Source organism: Thalassobaculum sp., assembly GCF_040219215.1.
GTDB lineage: Bacteria > Pseudomonadota > Alphaproteobacteria > Thalassobaculales > Thalassobaculaceae > Thalassobaculum_A.
On sequence record NZ_JAVJSX010000005.1, the window covers coordinates 25,325 to 39,884 of the forward strand.

Annotated in this window: 20 protein-coding genes; 6 read left to right on the plus strand and 14 right to left on the minus strand. The window is 67.2% G+C overall.

The window, feature by feature from the left end; all coding sequences use genetic code 11:
* Positions 1-11: 11 nt before the first annotated feature.
* Genes pdxY through RIC54_RS02605 form a run of 3 tightly spaced genes read left to right on the plus strand, consistent with a single transcriptional unit; the run spans position 12 to position 1,689 of the window.
* Positions 12-608: a pyridoxal kinase gene (gene pdxY, locus RIC54_RS02595; protein WP_350150508.1), complete on the plus strand. Its 597-nt coding sequence runs from the start codon at positions 12-14 to the stop codon at positions 606-608.
* A complete protein-coding gene (locus RIC54_RS02600; protein WP_350150510.1) occupies positions 578-829 on the plus strand; it encodes a hypothetical protein in 252 nt (83 codons plus the stop codon). Before pdxY ends, RIC54_RS02600 begins: the two co-directional genes overlap by 31 nt.
* Before the next feature lie 23 nt (positions 830-852).
* Positions 853-1,689 (plus strand): tryptophan 2,3-dioxygenase, encoded by an 837-nt coding sequence (locus RIC54_RS02605; protein ID WP_350098166.1) that lies wholly within the window; start codon positions 853-855, stop codon positions 1,687-1,689.
* An 80-nt stretch (positions 1,690-1,769) separates the two neighbouring features.
* Here the strand turns inward: RIC54_RS02605 and RIC54_RS02610 are convergent, their stop codons facing one another.
* Positions 1,770-2,795, minus strand: a complete 1,026-nt coding sequence (locus RIC54_RS02610) for an aspartate-semialdehyde dehydrogenase (protein WP_350098165.1) — start codon at positions 2,793-2,795, stop codon at positions 1,770-1,772.
* Positions 2,796-2,889: 94 nt separating this feature from the next.
* Positions 2,890-3,036 (minus strand): hypothetical protein, encoded by a 147-nt coding sequence (locus RIC54_RS02615; RefSeq protein WP_350098164.1) that lies wholly within the window; start codon positions 3,034-3,036, stop codon positions 2,890-2,892.
* Between the two features lie 108 nt (positions 3,037-3,144).
* Between RIC54_RS02615 and RIC54_RS02620 the strand changes: the two genes are divergently transcribed.
* Positions 3,145-3,732, plus strand: a complete 588-nt coding sequence (locus tag RIC54_RS02620; protein ID WP_350098163.1) for a PAS domain-containing protein — start codon at positions 3,145-3,147, stop codon at positions 3,730-3,732.
* Positions 3,733-3,765: 33 nt separating this feature from the next.
* Here RIC54_RS02620 and leuB read toward each other — a convergent pair whose 3' ends face one another.
* From leuB to RIC54_RS02640, 4 genes are all read right to left on the minus strand, one after another.
* The gene (leuB, locus tag RIC54_RS02625) at positions 3,766-4,884 is read right to left on the minus strand and encodes a 3-isopropylmalate dehydrogenase (RefSeq protein ID WP_350150512.1); all 1,119 of its coding nucleotides are present in this window, start codon (positions 4,882-4,884) and stop codon (positions 3,766-3,768) included.
* Between the two features lie 132 nt (positions 4,885-5,016).
* Entirely contained in the window at positions 5,017-5,622 is a 606-nt protein-coding gene (gene leuD / locus RIC54_RS02630; protein WP_350098161.1) for a 3-isopropylmalate dehydratase small subunit, read from the minus strand.
* Positions 5,623-5,645: 23 nt separating this feature from the next.
* A complete protein-coding gene (leuC, locus tag RIC54_RS02635; RefSeq protein ID WP_350098160.1) occupies positions 5,646-7,055 on the minus strand; it encodes a 3-isopropylmalate dehydratase large subunit in 1,410 nt (469 codons plus the stop codon).
* A 172-nt stretch (positions 7,056-7,227) separates the two neighbouring features.
* Positions 7,228-7,599, minus strand: coding sequence for a winged helix-turn-helix transcriptional regulator (locus RIC54_RS02640; RefSeq protein WP_350098159.1), 372 nt, complete (start codon positions 7,597-7,599; stop codon positions 7,228-7,230).
* An 84-nt stretch (positions 7,600-7,683) separates the two neighbouring features.
* On the opposite strand from RIC54_RS02640, the gene RIC54_RS02645 reads away from it, so the two are divergent.
* Complete coding sequence (locus RIC54_RS02645; RefSeq protein ID WP_350098158.1) at positions 7,684-8,124, plus strand: GFA family protein; 441 nt, start codon at positions 7,684-7,686, stop codon at positions 8,122-8,124.
* A 93-nt stretch (positions 8,125-8,217) separates the two neighbouring features.
* Here RIC54_RS02645 and rplS read toward each other — a convergent pair whose 3' ends face one another.
* The 6 genes from rplS to RIC54_RS02675 all read right to left on the minus strand — a co-directional run bounded on the left by rplS (position 8,218) and on the right by RIC54_RS02675 (position 12,310).
* Positions 8,218-8,703 carry a 50S ribosomal protein L19 gene (gene rplS / locus RIC54_RS02650; RefSeq protein WP_350098157.1) on the minus strand — a complete coding sequence of 162 codons (486 nt, stop codon included), beginning with the start codon at positions 8,701-8,703 and terminating at the stop codon, positions 8,218-8,220.
* A complete protein-coding gene (gene trmD / locus RIC54_RS02655; RefSeq protein ID WP_350098156.1) occupies positions 8,700-9,464 on the minus strand; it encodes a tRNA (guanosine(37)-N1)-methyltransferase TrmD in 765 nt (254 codons plus the stop codon). The genes rplS and trmD overlap by 4 nt, the downstream gene beginning before the upstream one ends.
* A 6-nt stretch (positions 9,465-9,470) precedes the next feature.
* Entirely contained in the window at positions 9,471-10,022 is a 552-nt protein-coding gene (gene rimM / locus RIC54_RS02660) for a ribosome maturation factor RimM (protein ID WP_350098155.1), read from the minus strand.
* A gap of 25 nt (positions 10,023-10,047) precedes the next feature.
* Complete coding sequence (gene rpsP / locus RIC54_RS02665; protein ID WP_350098154.1) at positions 10,048-10,449, minus strand: 30S ribosomal protein S16; 402 nt, start codon at positions 10,447-10,449, stop codon at positions 10,048-10,050.
* 69 nt (positions 10,450-10,518) lie between these two features.
* The gene (gene ffh / locus RIC54_RS02670; protein WP_350098153.1) at positions 10,519-12,009 is read right to left on the minus strand and encodes a signal recognition particle protein; all 1,491 of its coding nucleotides are present in this window, start codon (positions 12,007-12,009) and stop codon (positions 10,519-10,521) included.
* A gap of 67 nt (positions 12,010-12,076) precedes the next feature.
* A complete protein-coding gene (locus tag RIC54_RS02675) occupies positions 12,077-12,310 on the minus strand; it encodes a hypothetical protein (RefSeq protein ID WP_350098152.1) in 234 nt (77 codons plus the stop codon).
* Positions 12,311-12,498: 188 nt separating this feature from the next.
* On the opposite strand from RIC54_RS02675, the gene RIC54_RS02680 reads away from it, so the two are divergent.
* Entirely contained in the window at positions 12,499-12,999 is a 501-nt protein-coding gene (locus RIC54_RS02680) for a GNAT family N-acetyltransferase (RefSeq protein WP_350098151.1), read from the plus strand.
* 10 nt (positions 13,000-13,009) lie between these two features.
* Here RIC54_RS02680 and RIC54_RS02685 read toward each other — a convergent pair whose 3' ends face one another.
* Together RIC54_RS02685 and RIC54_RS02690 are read right to left on the minus strand one after the other, a co-directional pair.
* Positions 13,010-13,342: a TM2 domain-containing protein gene (locus RIC54_RS02685; RefSeq protein WP_350098150.1), complete on the minus strand. Its 333-nt coding sequence runs from the start codon at positions 13,340-13,342 to the stop codon at positions 13,010-13,012.
* A 98-nt stretch (positions 13,343-13,440) separates the two neighbouring features.
* Complete coding sequence (locus tag RIC54_RS02690) at positions 13,441-14,499, minus strand: malate/lactate/ureidoglycolate dehydrogenase (RefSeq protein ID WP_350150515.1); 1,059 nt, start codon at positions 14,497-14,499, stop codon at positions 13,441-13,443.
* Between the last annotated feature and the right edge of the window lie 61 nt (positions 14,500-14,560).

A 14,560-nucleotide genomic window follows, 5' to 3' on the forward strand; every position in this document is an offset into this window, starting at 1 on the left:
TAGTCGCGGCCATGCCGATCCTTGCCGTCTCATCGCATGTCGCCGTCGGACACGTGGGCAACGCCGCCGCCGTGCCTGCGCTGGAACGCCTGGGCCACCCGGTCTGGCGGGTCGACACCGTGTCGTTCTCGAACCATCCGGGGCACGGGCATCATACCGGCACCGTCCGGCCGGAACCCGAGATCCGTGACCTGCTGAAGGGGATCGGCCAGCACACCGGCTGGCGCGGCTGCGCCGGGATCTATTCGGGCTATCTGGGCGAGGCTGCCGGCGCGCAGGCGATCGCCGGCGCGGTCGACGCCGCCCGGGCGGTCGAGCCGGACCTGATCTATGTGTGCGATCCGGTGATCGGCGACAACGGCCGGGTGTTCGTTCGCGAGGGCGTCGAGAAGGCGCTCCGCGACCGGCTGGTGCCGCGGGCCAACGCGATCACCCCGAACGCCTTCGAACTTCAGCGGTTGTCCGGCCACCGGGTGGTGGCGTGCAGGACGCCCAGGCCGCCGCGGTCGCGATCCTGGAGTGGGGGCCGGACATCGTGGTCGGTACCGGGATTCCGGACGGCGACGATCTGGCGATCGTGCTGGTCACGGTCGAGGCCAACCACGTGATCCGCACGCCGCGCCGTGACCGGGCGTTCTTCGGGACCGGCGATCTGTTTTCGGCGCTGTTCCTGGCCCACTACCTCGACGGGCGCGATCCGCAGCGGGCGCTGGCCCGCAGCGTGGCCGGACTCGACGTGGCGACCGCCATTACGCAGGCCGCCGGAACCGTCGATCTGGCGCTGATCCCGAACCTGGACGCCATTGTGCATGCCGACCGGCCAGCCTGACCGACGATCATAGGAGAGCCTCTATGGCCAAGGGCACCAAGCGCCCCGCAACCCTTGCCAAGCGGCGCAGCTACGCCGATTTCCTCGAACTCGACACCCTGCTGGGCCTGCAGCACTCGTTTGCCGACAGCGACGACGACATGCTCCACGACGAACTGCTGTTCGTGATCATCCACCAGGCCGACGAGCTGTGGCTGAAGCTGCTGATCCACGAAACCCGGCTGGCCCGCTCCCAGATCGCCGCTGACCGGATCGCCCAGACTCCGAAAGTGCTGACCCGGATGCGCCGGGTACTCGAGCAGCTGTCGCACGCCTGGGACGTGCTCTCGACCATGACCCCGGTCGACTACCTGACGTTCCGCGACCGGCTGGGCAGCGGCTCCGGCCTGCAGTCCGCGCAGTACCGCGAGTTCGAGTTCCTGCTGGGCGGCCGTGATCGTTCGAAGGTCGACCTGCACCGCGACCGGCCGGCGGTGGCCGAACGGCTGGACGCGACCTTGGCCGAGCCGAGCCTGTACGACGAGGTGCTGCGGCTGCTGGGCCGACGCGGGTTTGCGGTTCCGGCGGAATGCCTCGACCGGGACTGGACCGTCGAGCATCGTCCGAGCGCGGAGGTCCGTGCCGCCTGGGTGCAGCTGTACCGGAACGTCGAGGCGCACTGGGATCTGTACGAGCTGGCCGAGAAGCTGGTCGACCTGGAGCACATGCTCGACATCTGGCGCCACCACCACGCCTCGACCGTGGAGCGGGTGATCGGCTTCAAGCAAGGGACCGGCGGGACATCCGGCGTCGGCTACCTGCGCCAAGCGGTGTTCCGCCGCTTCTTCCCCGACCTGTGGGAATGCCGAACCGAGTTGTAGTTGGAAACATGCCCCACTGCCGCCACCCCGGTCGCTGCAAGCGACGCCCGGGATGACGGTGGGGAAGAATCGCCGGAGTTCTACGCCGCCTTCTTCAGGTGGCGGGCGATCAGTTCCTCGGCGATCTGCACGGCGTTCAGGGCGGCGCCCTTGCGCAGATTGTCCGACACGCACCAGAACACCAAGCCGTTCTTGACGGTCGGGTCCTTGCGGATCCGGCTGATGTAGACCGCGTCCTCGCCGGCGCTCTCCACCGGGGTCACGTAGCCTTCGTCGGCGCGGTGATCGATGATGACCAGCCCCGGGAAGCCCTGCATCGCGGCGCGCGCCGACTTGGCATCGATCGGCTTCTTGGTCTCGATGAACACCGCCTCGGAATGCCCGATGAACACCGGCACCCGGACGCAGGTCGCCACCACGTCGATGTCCGGGTCGAGGATCTTCTTGGTCTCGACCGTCATCTTCCATTCTTCCTTGGTGAACCCGTCGTCCATGAAGACGTCGATGTGCGGGATCACGTTGAAGGCGATCTGCTTGGTGAAGTTCTCTTTCTCGATCGGGTCGTTCACGAACACGGCGCGGGTCTGGTTGAACAGCTCGTCCATGCCGTCCTTGCCGGCGCCGGAAACTGACTGGTAGGTCGAGACCACCACCCGGACGATGCCGAACTTGTCGTGCAGCGGCTTCAGGGCCACCACCATCTGGGCGGTCGAGCAGTTGGGGTTGGCGATGATGTTCTTGCGGTCGTAGCGGGCCAGCGCGCCGGGGTTGACCTCGGGCACGACCAGCGGCACGTCCGGGTCCATGCGGAACGCCGAGCTGTTGTCGATGACCACGCAGCCGGCGGCGCCGGCCTTCGGCGCGTACTCCTTGCTGACGTCACCGCCGGCGGAGAACAGCGCGATGTCGGTGGTCGAGAAATCGTACTTGGAGAGATCCTGGATGGTCAGCACCTGGTCGTCACCGTAGGATACCTGTCCGCCGGCGGACCGGCCGGACGCCAGCGCGACGATCTCGTCGGCGGGGAAGTTCCGTTCGGCCAGCGTGGTCAGCATCTCGCGTCCCACCGCCCCGGTCGCTCCGACGACTGCAACTTTGTAGCCCATGATCTCAACTCCTGTGGCACGCCCGGCGCGCGTCATCGCGGGGTTTAGGTCCCCCGGGCGCCGCGTGCAAGCGTTCGACAGGAGGACCCGACCCTTAGAGGGTGGTTTTGCCGAGCTTCGTGGTGGTGGTGGCGAACGCGCCGCAGCGCAGGCAGGACGAGGCTGCGGCGGCGCGGGTGGCGCCGTCGGCGTGCGTGCGGATCCCGGAACGGATGTCCATCTCGACCATGATGGCGTTCATACGCCAATTCCCGACGGCTGAAAATGGAGATTCCTCGTATCGGGCGGTTAAGTGTTGCACACTGGGGCAGGCACGGAGGCGATGGACGGTCCAAGGACCTCACGCAGCATGCAACGCGGTGAAAACCCTGACGAGGACGGCGCGCAGTTGATCGACGACGTGCTTGTACGATCTGTCGAGCTGGGTCTGCAGGGCGAACTTCGCCAATACCCGGATCTGGTGGACATCCTGGCGTACTGGTCCGGTAAGCGTGGCGGGCGGCGGTTCCCGGGCCGCGGCGACATTGATCCCGTCGAGATCCCGCAGTTCCTGCCGCGCATCATGCTGGCCGATGTCAGCCGTGACCCGCTCGACTTCCACTACCGCCTCGTCGGGACCGGGATCTGCGACATCCACTGGTTCGACTTTACCCGACTGACGCCGCGTGAGCTGGAACCACCGGAATATGGCCGACTGGTATGGGACGACTATGTCGCGATCGTCGACCGCGGCGAGCCGGTCGCGCACGTCGTCATCTTCGAGAGCCCGCGCAAGATCCGCTATTACGCCCGCATCGTCCTGCCGCTGGCGGCCGACGGAGAGACCATCGACATGCTGATGATCGTCGACAGCCGCGAGCAGAACACCAACGAACTCAAGGACATGTTCGAAGCGGTATCGGCGCATACCGCGCCGCCGGGCGTGTCCCTGATCTGATGTCGGGCCACGCCGGCGCCGGTGGCCGGCCGATCAGCCGGACGCGAGCTTGTCGAGTTCCTTCAGGATGCTGTCGGTCATGGTGGCGGTCGACACCTTGGCCATGCCGGCCTGCATGATGTCGCCGGTGCGAATGCCTCCGGCCAGGACGTTGTCGATGGCCTTCTCGATCAGGTCGGCGTCCTCACCCATGTCGAACGAGTAGCGCAGCAGCATCGCGAACGACAGCAACTCGGCGATCGGATTGGCCGCACCCTTGCCGGCAATGTCCGGAGCCGAGCCGTGCACCGGCTCGTACAGGGCGTGGCGGCGGCCGGTGGTCGGATCCTCCGCACCCAGCGAGGCCGACGGCAGCATGCCAAGCGAGCCGGTCAGCATCGCCGCGCAATCCGACAGGATGTCGCCGAACAGGTTGTCGGTGACGATCACGTCGAACTGCTTGGGGTTGCGGACCAACTGCATGGCGCAGTTGTCGGCGAACATGTTCTCGTATTCGAGACCCTTGCCCTCGGCCTTGTGCAGGCCGGTCATGACCTGGCGCCAGAGCACGCCTGACATCATCACATTGGCCTTCTCGACCGAAGTGACCTTGCCGCGGCGCTTGCGGGCGAGGTCGAAGGCGACCCGGCCGATGCGCTCGATCTCGGGTGTGGTGTAGGCCTGGGTGTCGAAGCCGCGCTTGCCGCCGCCCGGCAGATCCTCGATGCCGCGCGGCTCGCAGAAATACACGCCGCCGGTCAACTCGCGCAGGATCATGATGTCCAGCCCAGCCACCAGTTCCTTCTTCAGCGAGGAATTGTCGGCCATTGATCCGAACACCATGGCCGGACGCAGGTTGGCGAACAGATCCATTTCCTTGCGCAGGCGCAGCAGGCCGCGTTCCGGCTTCTTCTCGAACGGCAGGTCGTCGTATTTCGGGCCGCCGACCGCGCCGAACAGCACGGCGTCGGCGTCGATCGCATCGGCCATGGTCTCGTCGGTCAGCGGGGTGCCGCTGGCGTCATAGGCGGCACCGCCGACCAGGCCTTCCTGGACGTCGAACGAGACGGACCGCTTCTTCGCCATCCAGTCGACGACGCGCAGGGTTTCACGCACCACCTCGGGGCCGATGCCGTCACCCGGCAGTACGAGCAGTTTCTTGTTGGACGCCATGACGCTCCTTAGTCCCCCGAGTCTGATCCGTGAATGAGCGTTTGCTTATCCGAACCGCCGGGCCGTAGCAAATGGGTTGTGTCGAAGGTGGACCGGACAGGCAGTCGGCTGAGCAGCCGGCTGCCCTTCAAGTCAGGCCCAGGGCTGATCGCGCTTCCGCTTCTCTTCGAAATCGGAAATCCCGGTCTCGCGCTTCATGGTGAGGCCGATGTCGTCGAGCCCGTTCAGCAGGCAATGCTTGCGGTGCGCATCGATCTCGAACGACACGCTCTCGCCGTTCGGCCGGCCGATCGTCTGGTTCTCCAGGTCGACCTCCAGCACCGCGTTCGAGCCCTTGGCGGCGTCGTCCATCAACTCGCGCAACTGCTGCTTGGTCACCTTGATCGGCAGAATGCCGTTCTTGAAGCAGTTGTTGTAGAAGATGTCGGCGAAGCTGGTGCTGATCACGCAGCGGATGCCGAAGTCGAGCAGCGCCCATGGGGCGTGCTCGCGGCTCGACCCGCAGCCGAAATTATCGTCGGCCACCAGGATCTGGGCGTTGCGGTACTGCGGCTTGTTGAGCGCGAACTCCGGCTTCTCGTTGCCGTTGTCGTCGTAGCGCATCTCGGCGAACAGGTGCTTGCCGAGTCCGGTGCGCTTGATGGTCTTCAGGTACTGCTTCGGAATGATCATATCGGTGTCGATGTTGATCATGTCGAGCGGTGCGGCGGTACCGCGAAGCTGGTTGAACTTGTCCATCCGTTTTCTCCCGATCCCGTCGTTCAGTTCGCCAGTTCGCGGACATCGGCCAGCCGGCCGGTGATCGCCGCCGCCGCCGCCATCGCGGGGCTGACCAAATGGGTCCGCCCGCCGCGGCCCTGACGGCCTTCGAAGTTGCGGTTCGAGGTCGAAGCGCAGCGCTCGCCCGGCTCCAGCTTGTCGGCGTTCATGGCCAGGCACATCGAGCAGCCCGGCTCGCGCCAGTCGAACCCAGCGGCCCGAAGGATTTCGGCGATGCCTTCCGCCTCGGCCTGTTCCTTCACCAGACCGGAACCCGGGACCACCATCGCATGGACGCTGTCGGCCACCTTGCGCCCCTTGGCGATGGCGGCCACGGCGCGCAGATCTTCGATCCGGCCGTTGGTGCAGGAACCGATGAACACCTTGTCGACCTTGACCTGATCGATCGGGGTGTTCGGCTCCAGGCCCATGTATTTCAGCGACCGCTCGATCGACGCCTTCTTGGCCGGATCGCTCTCGGCAGCCGGGTCGGGAGTGCGGCCGGTGACCGGCAGCACGTCCTGCGGGCTGGTGCCCCAGGTGACCTGCGGCACGATATCGGCGGCGCGCAGCGTGACTTCCTTGTCGTACACCGCGCCCGGATCCGACGGCAGGGTCCGCCAGTAGTTGACCGCGGCCTCCCAGGCGGCACCCTTCGGCGCCATCGGGCGGCCCTTCAGGTACTCGAACGTCGTCTCGTCCGGCGCGATCATGCCGGCACGGGCGCCGGCCTCGATCGTCATGTTGCAGACGGTCATGCGGGATTCCATCGACATGGCGCGGATCGCCTCGCCGGCGTACTCCACGACATGCCCGGTACCGCCGGCCGTGCCGATCGCGCCGATGATCGCCAGCACCACGTCCTTCGACGTCACCCCGACCGGCAGCTCGCCGTCGACGGTGATGCGCATGTTCTTGGCGGGGGCCTGCACCAGGGTCTGGGTGGCCAGCACGTGCTCGACCTCGGAGGTGCCGATGCCGAACGCCAGCGAGCCGAAGGCGCCGTGGGTGGCGGTGTGGCTGTCGCCGCACACGATGGTCATGCCCGGCAGGGTGAAGCCCTGCTCCGGCCCGATGATGTGGACGATGCCCTGGCGGACATCCATCACCGGGAAGTAGGGGACGCCGAACGCCTTGACGTTGCTCTCCAGGGTCTCGACCTGGATCCGGCTCTCCTCGTCCGCAATGCCCTTGGTGCGGTCGGTGGTCGGAATGTTGTGGTCGGCAACGGCCAGCGTCAGTTCCGGTCGGCGCACCTTGCGGCCGGCGGCGCGCAATCCCTCGAAGGCCTGCGGGCTGGTGACCTCGTGGACCAGGTGGCGGTCGATGTAGACCAGACAGGTCCCGTCCTCCTGGACGTCGACCAGGTGAGCGTCCCAGATCTTGTCGAACAGGGTGCGGGGTTTGGCCATGGCTGCGTGTTCCCTCCTGAACCCGGTCGCGCGCCCGATCGGCGCGGCCGTGCTTCGTGTGTTCCGAACGCGGGACATTACAAAGATGCGGCCCCCGCGCAAACCGCGAAACGCGCAAGAGGGCTTTGCGCGGGGAATCGGTCGGCTGTTGCCGACGCGGCCCGGCGGTGATTCAGTCGTCCGGCGGCTCCATGAAGCTGGCCGGCGGGACCCAGGTTTCAGGCCGGAACCGATTGGCCCAGCGGCACATGTCCTGGAGCACCGGCAGCAGTCCGCGACCCATCGGGGTCAGGGTGTACTCGAAACGGACCGGCCGCTCCTGGTAGGGCGCCTTCGCTACCAGACCGGCGACCTCCATGCCGGCCAGCCGGTCGGTCAGGACATTGGTGGTGATGCGCTCGGGCGACGCCAGGAACTCGGCAAACCGCTTCTTGCCGTTCAGCATGTCGCGCAGGATGACCAGGGTCCAGCGATCCCCGACGATATCCAGGGTCGTCGCGATCGGGCAGCCGGAACGGGGGGTGCGTTTTGCAGCGGAGCTCATGACGTACTGACTTGTGAATTGCAATTGACAAGTGTTGATCGTATCGTGACGACCATCAGTCGACAAATCCCGAGGGAGGATAGAATGTCATCGAAACTGACCGGTGGATGCCTGTGCGGGTCGGTACGCTACCACAGTCCGGCCGAGCCGGTCCTCACGGCCCATTGCCATTGCGCGGACTGCCGACGGAGCAGCGGAACCGGCCACTGCACCCACGTGGTCATGCCGGAAGCCGGCTTCACGGTGACCGGTGAGGTGCGTTTCTTCGATCGGCCCGCGGACAGCGGCAACTTGGTTCGTCGCGGCTTCTGCCCGGCGTGCGGGTCGCCCATCTATTCGACCAACAGCATGATGCCCGACAAGGTGTTCATCCGGGCGTCCAGCCTTGACGATCCGGAACTCGCCAAGCCAGCCATGTCGGTCTACGCCAGCCGCGCCCCGTCCTGGGATGCGGTCGATCCGGCGCTTCCGGCGTTCGCGGAGATGCCGACGGGTGGGCCGAAGGCGGCCATCCCGGCGGCATGAGAGGAAAGCACGGAGCCGGTCAGGCACACGAATGCGCCCCCGGAAGCGGACTCCCGGGGGCGCAATTCATTCAGCCGTAAGGTCGGCCTCGGTTCAGGCCTCGGCCTGCTCCGCGGCGGCGGCCTGCTTGGCAGCTGCCAGCTCGGCCTGGTTGGCCTGACGAACGGCCTTCTGCTCGAGCGCGGCTGCGCGATCCTTGGCGGCCGCCTTGCCGGCGACGCCGGTGGTCTTCTCGGCGATACGGGCCGACTTACCGGTCAGGCCGCGCAGATAGTAAAGCTTGGCGCGCCGGACCTTGCCGCGCCGGATAAGCTCGACGCCGGCGATCCGCGGCGAGTACAGCGGGAACACCCGCTCCACGCCCTCGCCGTAGGAGATCTTGCGGACGGTGAACGAGGAGTTCATGCCGTCGCTGCGGCGCGCGATGCAGACGCCTTCGAACGCCTGGATGCGCTCGCGCGTGCCTTCGACGACCTTGACGTCGATCCGCACCGTGTCACCGGGGCCGAAATCCGGGAAAGTCCGGTCGGCCGACAGAGCGGCCATCTGCTCGCTCTCGAGCTGTTCGATGATGTTCATGGCGTGGTCTCCGTGTCCTCGTCGTCGGCCGCGGCAACGGCCCGTTCCAGTCGTGCGCGGTGGCGGGCCCACAGATCGGGTCGCCGTTCCCGCGTAATCCGTTCCGCTTCCCGGCGCCGCCACGCCTTCACGTTGGCATGGTGGCCGCTGGTCAGCACCTCGGGGACGGTCATACCGTTCCATTCCCGAGGCTGCGTATAGAGGGGGTACTCGAGCAGCCCCTCTTCGAAACTCTCTTCGGCGAGTGTCTCCGCCGCGCCGAGCACTCCCGGCAGCAGGCGGATCGCCGCATCCATGACCGTGATCGCCGCCGGCTCTCCACCGGAGAGCACGAAGTCCCCGAGGCTCATCTCCTCGAGGCCGCGGGCGGCAATCACCCGTTCATCCAATCCCTCGTAGCGCCCGCACAGCAGGACCACTCCCGGTTCCGCCGCCAGCGCCTTGGCCCGTGCCTGATCGAACCGACGGCCACGCGGACTGAGATAGATCCGCGGTCCGGGCCGGTCCTCAATCGAGGCAAGTGCCGCATCGACGACGTCCGGTCGCATGACCATACCGGCGCCCCCACCGAACGGGGTGTCGTCGACGGAGCGGTGCTTATCGCGCGCGAACTCCCGGATGTCCAGTGCTTTCAGCGTCCAGATCCCGGCGGCCAGTGCCTTGCCGGCCAGCGAGACGCCGAGCGGCCCCGGAAACATCTCCGGGAACAGCGTCAGCACCGTTGCGTGCCACGGCGCGCCTCTGGTCTCCGCCTCGCTCATCGGCGATCACTCCGCCACGTCCCGGGGCAGATCCCGGGCCGACGGCTCCGGTTCGTCGTCCGGCGCCTCTTCAGGCGGATCAACCACAAGCCGTCCGCCGACCAGGTCGACCTCGGGAACCGTGGCCATGGTGAACGGCAGCATGTGCTGTCCGCCGTTGGCATCCACGTACTCCACCAGGTCGCCGGCCCCGAAATCGTGGACCGAGGTCACCCGGCCCAAGGTCTCGCCACCGACCGACACCACCGACAGGCCGATCAGGTCGGCGTGGTAGAACGCGCCTTCCTCCGGCTCGGGCAGCGCCGCACGCGCGACATAGAACCGGGTGCCGCGCAGCGCTTCGGCGGCATTCCGGTCGGACACACCGTCGATGCGCACGATGACCGTGTCCTTGTGACGACCGGTGACCGACAGCTTGAACCGGCGGTCGCCGCGCTCGTCCTCGACCAGGCCGTACGCCGCCACGTCGTCGGGGTTCTCGGTGAAGGGTTTCACCTTCACCTGACCCCGCACGCCGTGCGCGCCGGCAACCGCCCCCAGACAGACCCGATCGACCACCGCCGGCCTCCGCCGCGTTCCGCTATCAGGCTTCCGCCGCGGCCTCGGCCGGCTCGGCAGCCTTGGCGGCAGCGGCTTCGGCCGCCTGCTTGGCCTTCTCGGCGGCCTCGGCCTCGCGCTCGGCGCGCTTCTTGCCCGGAGCCGACTTCTTCGGCTGCTCGCCGAACTTGAACGGCTCCATCAGGCCGGCCTGGCCGAGCAGCTTGTGCAGACGGTCGGTCGGACGGGCGCCGACGCCCAGCCAATGCTGGATGCGCTCGGCGTTCAGCACGACGCGGTCGGCGTGGCCCTGCGGCAGCATCGGGTTGTAGGTGCCGACCTTCTCGACGAAGCGGCCGTCGCGCGGGCTGGTCGCCTCGGCGATGACGATCCGGTAGAACGGCCGCTTCTTGGCGCCACCACGGGCCAGACGGATGCGGAGAGACATGGGGTAGTCCTTTCGGCTTCTTGAACAGTGAATAGGGGTATGCGGTTCGTCGTTCGTGATCCGGCGCGCCTATTTGCGCTTGCCGGGAAATCCGGGGGGCAGTCCACCCAGGCCGGGCAGGCGCATACCGCCGCCGCCCAGGCCCGGCATACCGCCGCCGGGCATCGGGGGCAGGCCACCGCCCATGCCGCCGCCTTGCGGCGGTGCCGGCATTGCGCCGCCGCCACCGCCGAACAGTCCGGCGAGCGCGCCCTTGCCGCCCATCTTGCCGACCTGCTTCATCATCCGCGCCATGTCCTGGTGCTGCTTCAGCACCCGGTTGACGTCCTGCACCTGGGTGCCGGATCCGGCGGCGATGCGCTTGCGGCGCGAGGCGTTCAGGATCTTCGGGTTGCGCCGTTCCTCGCGGGTCATCGAGGAGATCACGGCTTCCTGGCGCTTCAGCATCTTGTCGTCGACGTTGGCGCCGGCCATCTGCTTCTGCAGCTTTCCGACCCCGGGCAGCATTCCCATGATGCCGCCGAGCCCGCCAAGCTTGCGGACCTGCTTCAGTTGGGCCGCCATGTCGTCGAGGGTGAAGCTGCCGCGCATCATGCGCTCGGCGGTCTTCTGGGCCTCCTCGGCGTCGATCGTCTCGGCGGCCTTCTCGACCAGGCTGACCACGTCGCCCATGCCGAGGATGCGGCCGGCCAGACGCTCGGGATGGAAGTCCTCGATGTCGTCGACCTTTTCGCCGACGCCCAGCATCTTGATTGGCATGCCGGTGACGCCGCGCATCGACAGCGCCGCACCGCCGCGGCTGTCGCCGTCGACCCGGGTCAGCACGATGCCGGTGATCCCGACCCGCTCGTGGAAATTGGTGGCGGTGGTGACCGCGTCCTGGCCGGTCAGCGCATCGGCGACCAGCAGTACCTCGTGCGGATTGACCGCATCGCGCACCGCGCGCACCTCGGCCATCAGGCCCTCGTCGATCGAGGTGCGGCCGGCGGTGTCCAGGATGACCACGTCGTAGCCCTGCAGGCGGCCGGCGGTCATGGCCCGCTTGGCGATCGCCGCCGGGGTCTCGCCCTGCAGAATCGGCAGGGTGGCGACCTCGACCTGCTCGCCGAGAATCCGGAGCTGCTCGCGGGCGGCCGGGCGGGTGACGTCGAGCGACGCCATCAGCACCTTCTTGCGGTCGCGCTCGCGCAGGCGCTTGGCGATCTTGGCGGTGGTGGTGGTCTTGCCGCCGCCCTGCAGGCCGACCATCAGGATCGGCACCGGGGCCGGCGCGTTCAGGCTGATCGCCTGGCTGTCGGAGCCGAGCATGTCCACCAGCTCGTCGTGGACGATCTTGACCACCATCTGGCCCGGTGTGACCGAGCGCAGCACCTCGCGACCAATGGCGCGCTCGCGCACCCGGTCGACGAAGGTCTTGACCACCGGCAGGGCGACGTCGGCCTCGAGCAGGGCGACGCGCACTTCGCGCATGGCGGCCGTGACGTCGGCCTCGCTCAGCGCCCCGCGCTTGCGCAGCCGGTCAAAGACCGATCCCAGTCGTTCGCTCAGTCCTTCAAACACACCGTCGCTCCAAACGAAAACGCGCCCGTGCTCGAACCCTCGAGGACGGACGGAACCCGTTAAGGTCTCAGCAGCCATGGCTTCGCCGAGGAGGCGGCTTATACGCGCGCCTTCCCGGAGGGTCAAGGAAAGGCCGACTCGCCATCACCTGGTCGAGCCAGCCATAGGCGGTGTCCAGCATCCGGCGGGCGTTCGCTACGCCGTGCGGGTCGCGCTTGTCTTCGTCACGGATGCTGTCGAACACGAGCTTCTGTAGCGGGGTCGAGACGTAGTTGTCGAACACCCGGTCCATCATCCGCACGTCCAGGACCTCCTTCGGATCCTGCGGAACCAGCCGGACGGGTCCCGGGTGGTGCAGGTCGAGATGCTCGACGATGATGCTCGCCTCGAGGACCGTGCGGTCGCCGTCGACCAGGATCGGGAACCGCTGAATTGGCCACAGCGCCTGGAACTCGCCGTTTAATAGGCATTATCAATGCGGGCTTCGACATGATCATCCGAGACGAGACCACTGACGACATCGTTGCCGTCCAAGGGCTTATTACCGATGCGTTCGCCGGCAAGCCCTACAGCGACGGAACGGAACCCCGGATCATGGATGCGCTGCGCGAGCAGGGCGCTGCCGTTATCACGCTGGTCGCCGAGGAAGCGGGCACCATCGTCGGCCAGATCGCGTTCTCGCGGGTTGCGATCGATGGCCGTCCGTCCCGCTGGCACGCACTCGGCCCCATGGCGGTCGACCCGTCACGACAGAGGCAGGGGATCGGATCAGCCTTGATCGCGCAAGGGCTCGAGCGCCTGGGCCGCCTCGGATCGCACGGATGTGTGCTGCTCGGCGATCCGGCGTACTACAGTCGATTCGGGTTCCGGCGCGATGAACGACTGACGGCACCCGGGCTGCCGGCCGAGTACTTCGTGATCCTGCCGTTCACGGATCGGGTTCCGGCCGGATCGGTTGCCTTCCATCCGGCGTTCGCGGTGGCGCAATAGCCGGGTGCGGTCAGGCAGCGCGCTCGATCTCGGCGATGATCTGGTTGTTCTTGTCGCGCGCCAGGCCGGGGATCAGGAACAGGTCGACCACCCACCAGATCGCCGGAACGGCCAGGATGACGAGGCCGATGTAGACGATCGACAGGACGGTTCCGATCACCCACAGGGCCAGCAGGATCAGCCCGCTCGTCACGTAGCCGAGATAGAACCGGTGGACGCCGAAATACCCCAGGAAGAACCACAGCAGGTAGGCGATCAGGGTCGACTTCCTGTTGGCTTCGAACCGCATCAGGCGGCCGGCCTCGTCCATCCGGCCACCGTTGGTTCCACCGCTCTCGGCCATCGCCAGTCCCCCACATCGGTTGCTGTCGGCAGGATACGTGATTCGCACGACCTACGGGAGAGCCGGGGCCGGCCCCGTGGAGCCGGCCCCGCGGTCGATCAGGCGGCGAAGTCGGCCTCGGTCATGCCGATCTCCAGACCGGCCTGGCGCATCTCGCCCCAGGTGTAGTCGTCGATCCAGATGCCCTTGGCGGTGCGCTCGGCCATCGCCTCGCGCTCCGGATCGCCGGGGAAACGGACCTTGTCGAAGCCGACCGCCGTCTTGGACGACGACACGTGCTCGACCAGCTGGTCGATCTCAGAGCGGAACGGGATGTCGGCGCCGAAGCCCTTCGGGTCGATCACGATCATCAGCATGTTGTTGCAGATCGTGTTCTGGTCCATCAGCTCCTCGCGGGCGGTGCCGCCGCCCGTCAGGCCGGCCGCCAGGATCTCGCAGATCATGGCCAGCCCGTATCCCTTGTGCTGGCCGAAGCTCAGCATTGCGCCGTACGGCTCTTCGAAAATCACCTTGGGATCGTCGGTCGGCAGGCCGTCCGGCCCGACCAGGGCGTCGGCCGGGGTCTTCTTGCCGGCGTAGTAGGCGACCCGCACCTTGCCCTGGGCGACCCGCGAGGTCGCCATGTCGAGCACGATCATTGGAGTCTTGTCGGTCGCCGGGATCGCCGTGCAGTACGGGTTGGTCGAGTACCGGGACTCGAACCCGCCGTACGGCGCCACATACGGCCGGTGGCCGGTGGTGTTGACGTAGTGGATCGAGATCAGGCCGGCCTCGGCGCACATCTCGCCCCAGGCGCCGATCCGCCCCATGTGGTGGGTCCGGCGCAGGCCGACGATCGCCGCGCCCTTCTCCTTTGCGCGGGTGATCGCCATCTCGGTGGCCTCCCGGCACACGGTCTGGCCGTAGCCCATGTTGCCGTCGAGCAGCAGGTAGACACCGTTGTCGGTAATCACCGACGGCCGGACTCCCAGATTCATGGTGCCGGCGCGGGCGTGCTTCATGTAGCGCGGCGCCAGACCGACGCCGTGGCTGTCATGGCCCATCAGGTTGGCCTGGACCAGATTGGCCGCAACGGCCTCGGCTTCGGCCCGGTCGCTGCCCGCGCCCTGGATCATGCGCGTGACGATGCCGGTCAAGCGCTCGTGCCCGATGATCATCGGTTTGTGTCTCCCTTGGATGCCGCATTATTCGGGTGGGTCTTCGGAGTGGTTGCGCAGA

Bases quoted from the DNA above. Each gene is read 5' to 3' on its own strand.
- pdxY (WP_350150508.1), top strand. From the start codon at position 12: ATGCCGATCCTTGCCGTCTCATCGCATGTCGCCGTCGGACACGTGGGC.
- RIC54_RS02605 (WP_350098166.1), top strand. From the start codon at position 853: ATGGCCAAGGGCACCAAGCGCCCCGCAACCCTTGCCAAGCGGCGCAGC.
- RIC54_RS02610 (WP_350098165.1), bottom strand. From the start codon at position 2,795: ATGGGCTACAAAGTTGCAGTCGTCGGAGCGACCGGGGCGGTGGGACGC.
- RIC54_RS02615 (WP_350098164.1), bottom strand. From the start codon at position 3,036: ATGAACGCCATCATGGTCGAGATGGACATCCGTTCCGGGATCCGCACG.
- RIC54_RS02620 (WP_350098163.1), top strand. From the start codon at position 3,145: ATGCAACGCGGTGAAAACCCTGACGAGGACGGCGCGCAGTTGATCGAC.
- leuB (WP_350150512.1), bottom strand. From the start codon at position 4,884: ATGGCGTCCAACAAGAAACTGCTCGTACTGCCGGGTGACGGCATCGGC.
- leuD (WP_350098161.1), bottom strand. From the start codon at position 5,622: ATGGACAAGTTCAACCAGCTTCGCGGTACCGCCGCACCGCTCGACATG.
- leuC (WP_350098160.1), bottom strand. From the start codon at position 7,055: ATGGCCAAACCCCGCACCCTGTTCGACAAGATCTGGGACGCTCACCTG.
- RIC54_RS02640 (WP_350098159.1), bottom strand. From the start codon at position 7,599: ATGAGCTCCGCTGCAAAACGCACCCCCCGTTCCGGCTGCCCGATCGCG.
- RIC54_RS02645 (WP_350098158.1), top strand. From the start codon at position 7,684: ATGTCATCGAAACTGACCGGTGGATGCCTGTGCGGGTCGGTACGCTAC.
- rplS (WP_350098157.1), bottom strand. From the start codon at position 8,703: ATGAACATCATCGAACAGCTCGAGAGCGAGCAGATGGCCGCTCTGTCG.
- trmD (WP_350098156.1), bottom strand. From the start codon at position 9,464: ATGAGCGAGGCGGAGACCAGAGGCGCGCCGTGGCACGCAACGGTGCTG.
- rpsP (WP_350098154.1), bottom strand. From the start codon at position 10,449: ATGTCTCTCCGCATCCGTCTGGCCCGTGGTGGCGCCAAGAAGCGGCCG.
- RIC54_RS02680 (WP_350098151.1), top strand. From the start codon at position 12,499: ATGATCATCCGAGACGAGACCACTGACGACATCGTTGCCGTCCAAGGG.
- RIC54_RS02685 (WP_350098150.1), bottom strand. From the start codon at position 13,342: ATGGCCGAGAGCGGTGGAACCAACGGTGGCCGGATGGACGAGGCCGGC.
- RIC54_RS02690 (WP_350150515.1), bottom strand. From the start codon at position 14,499: ATGATCATCGGGCACGAGCGCTTGACCGGCATCGTCACGCGCATGATC.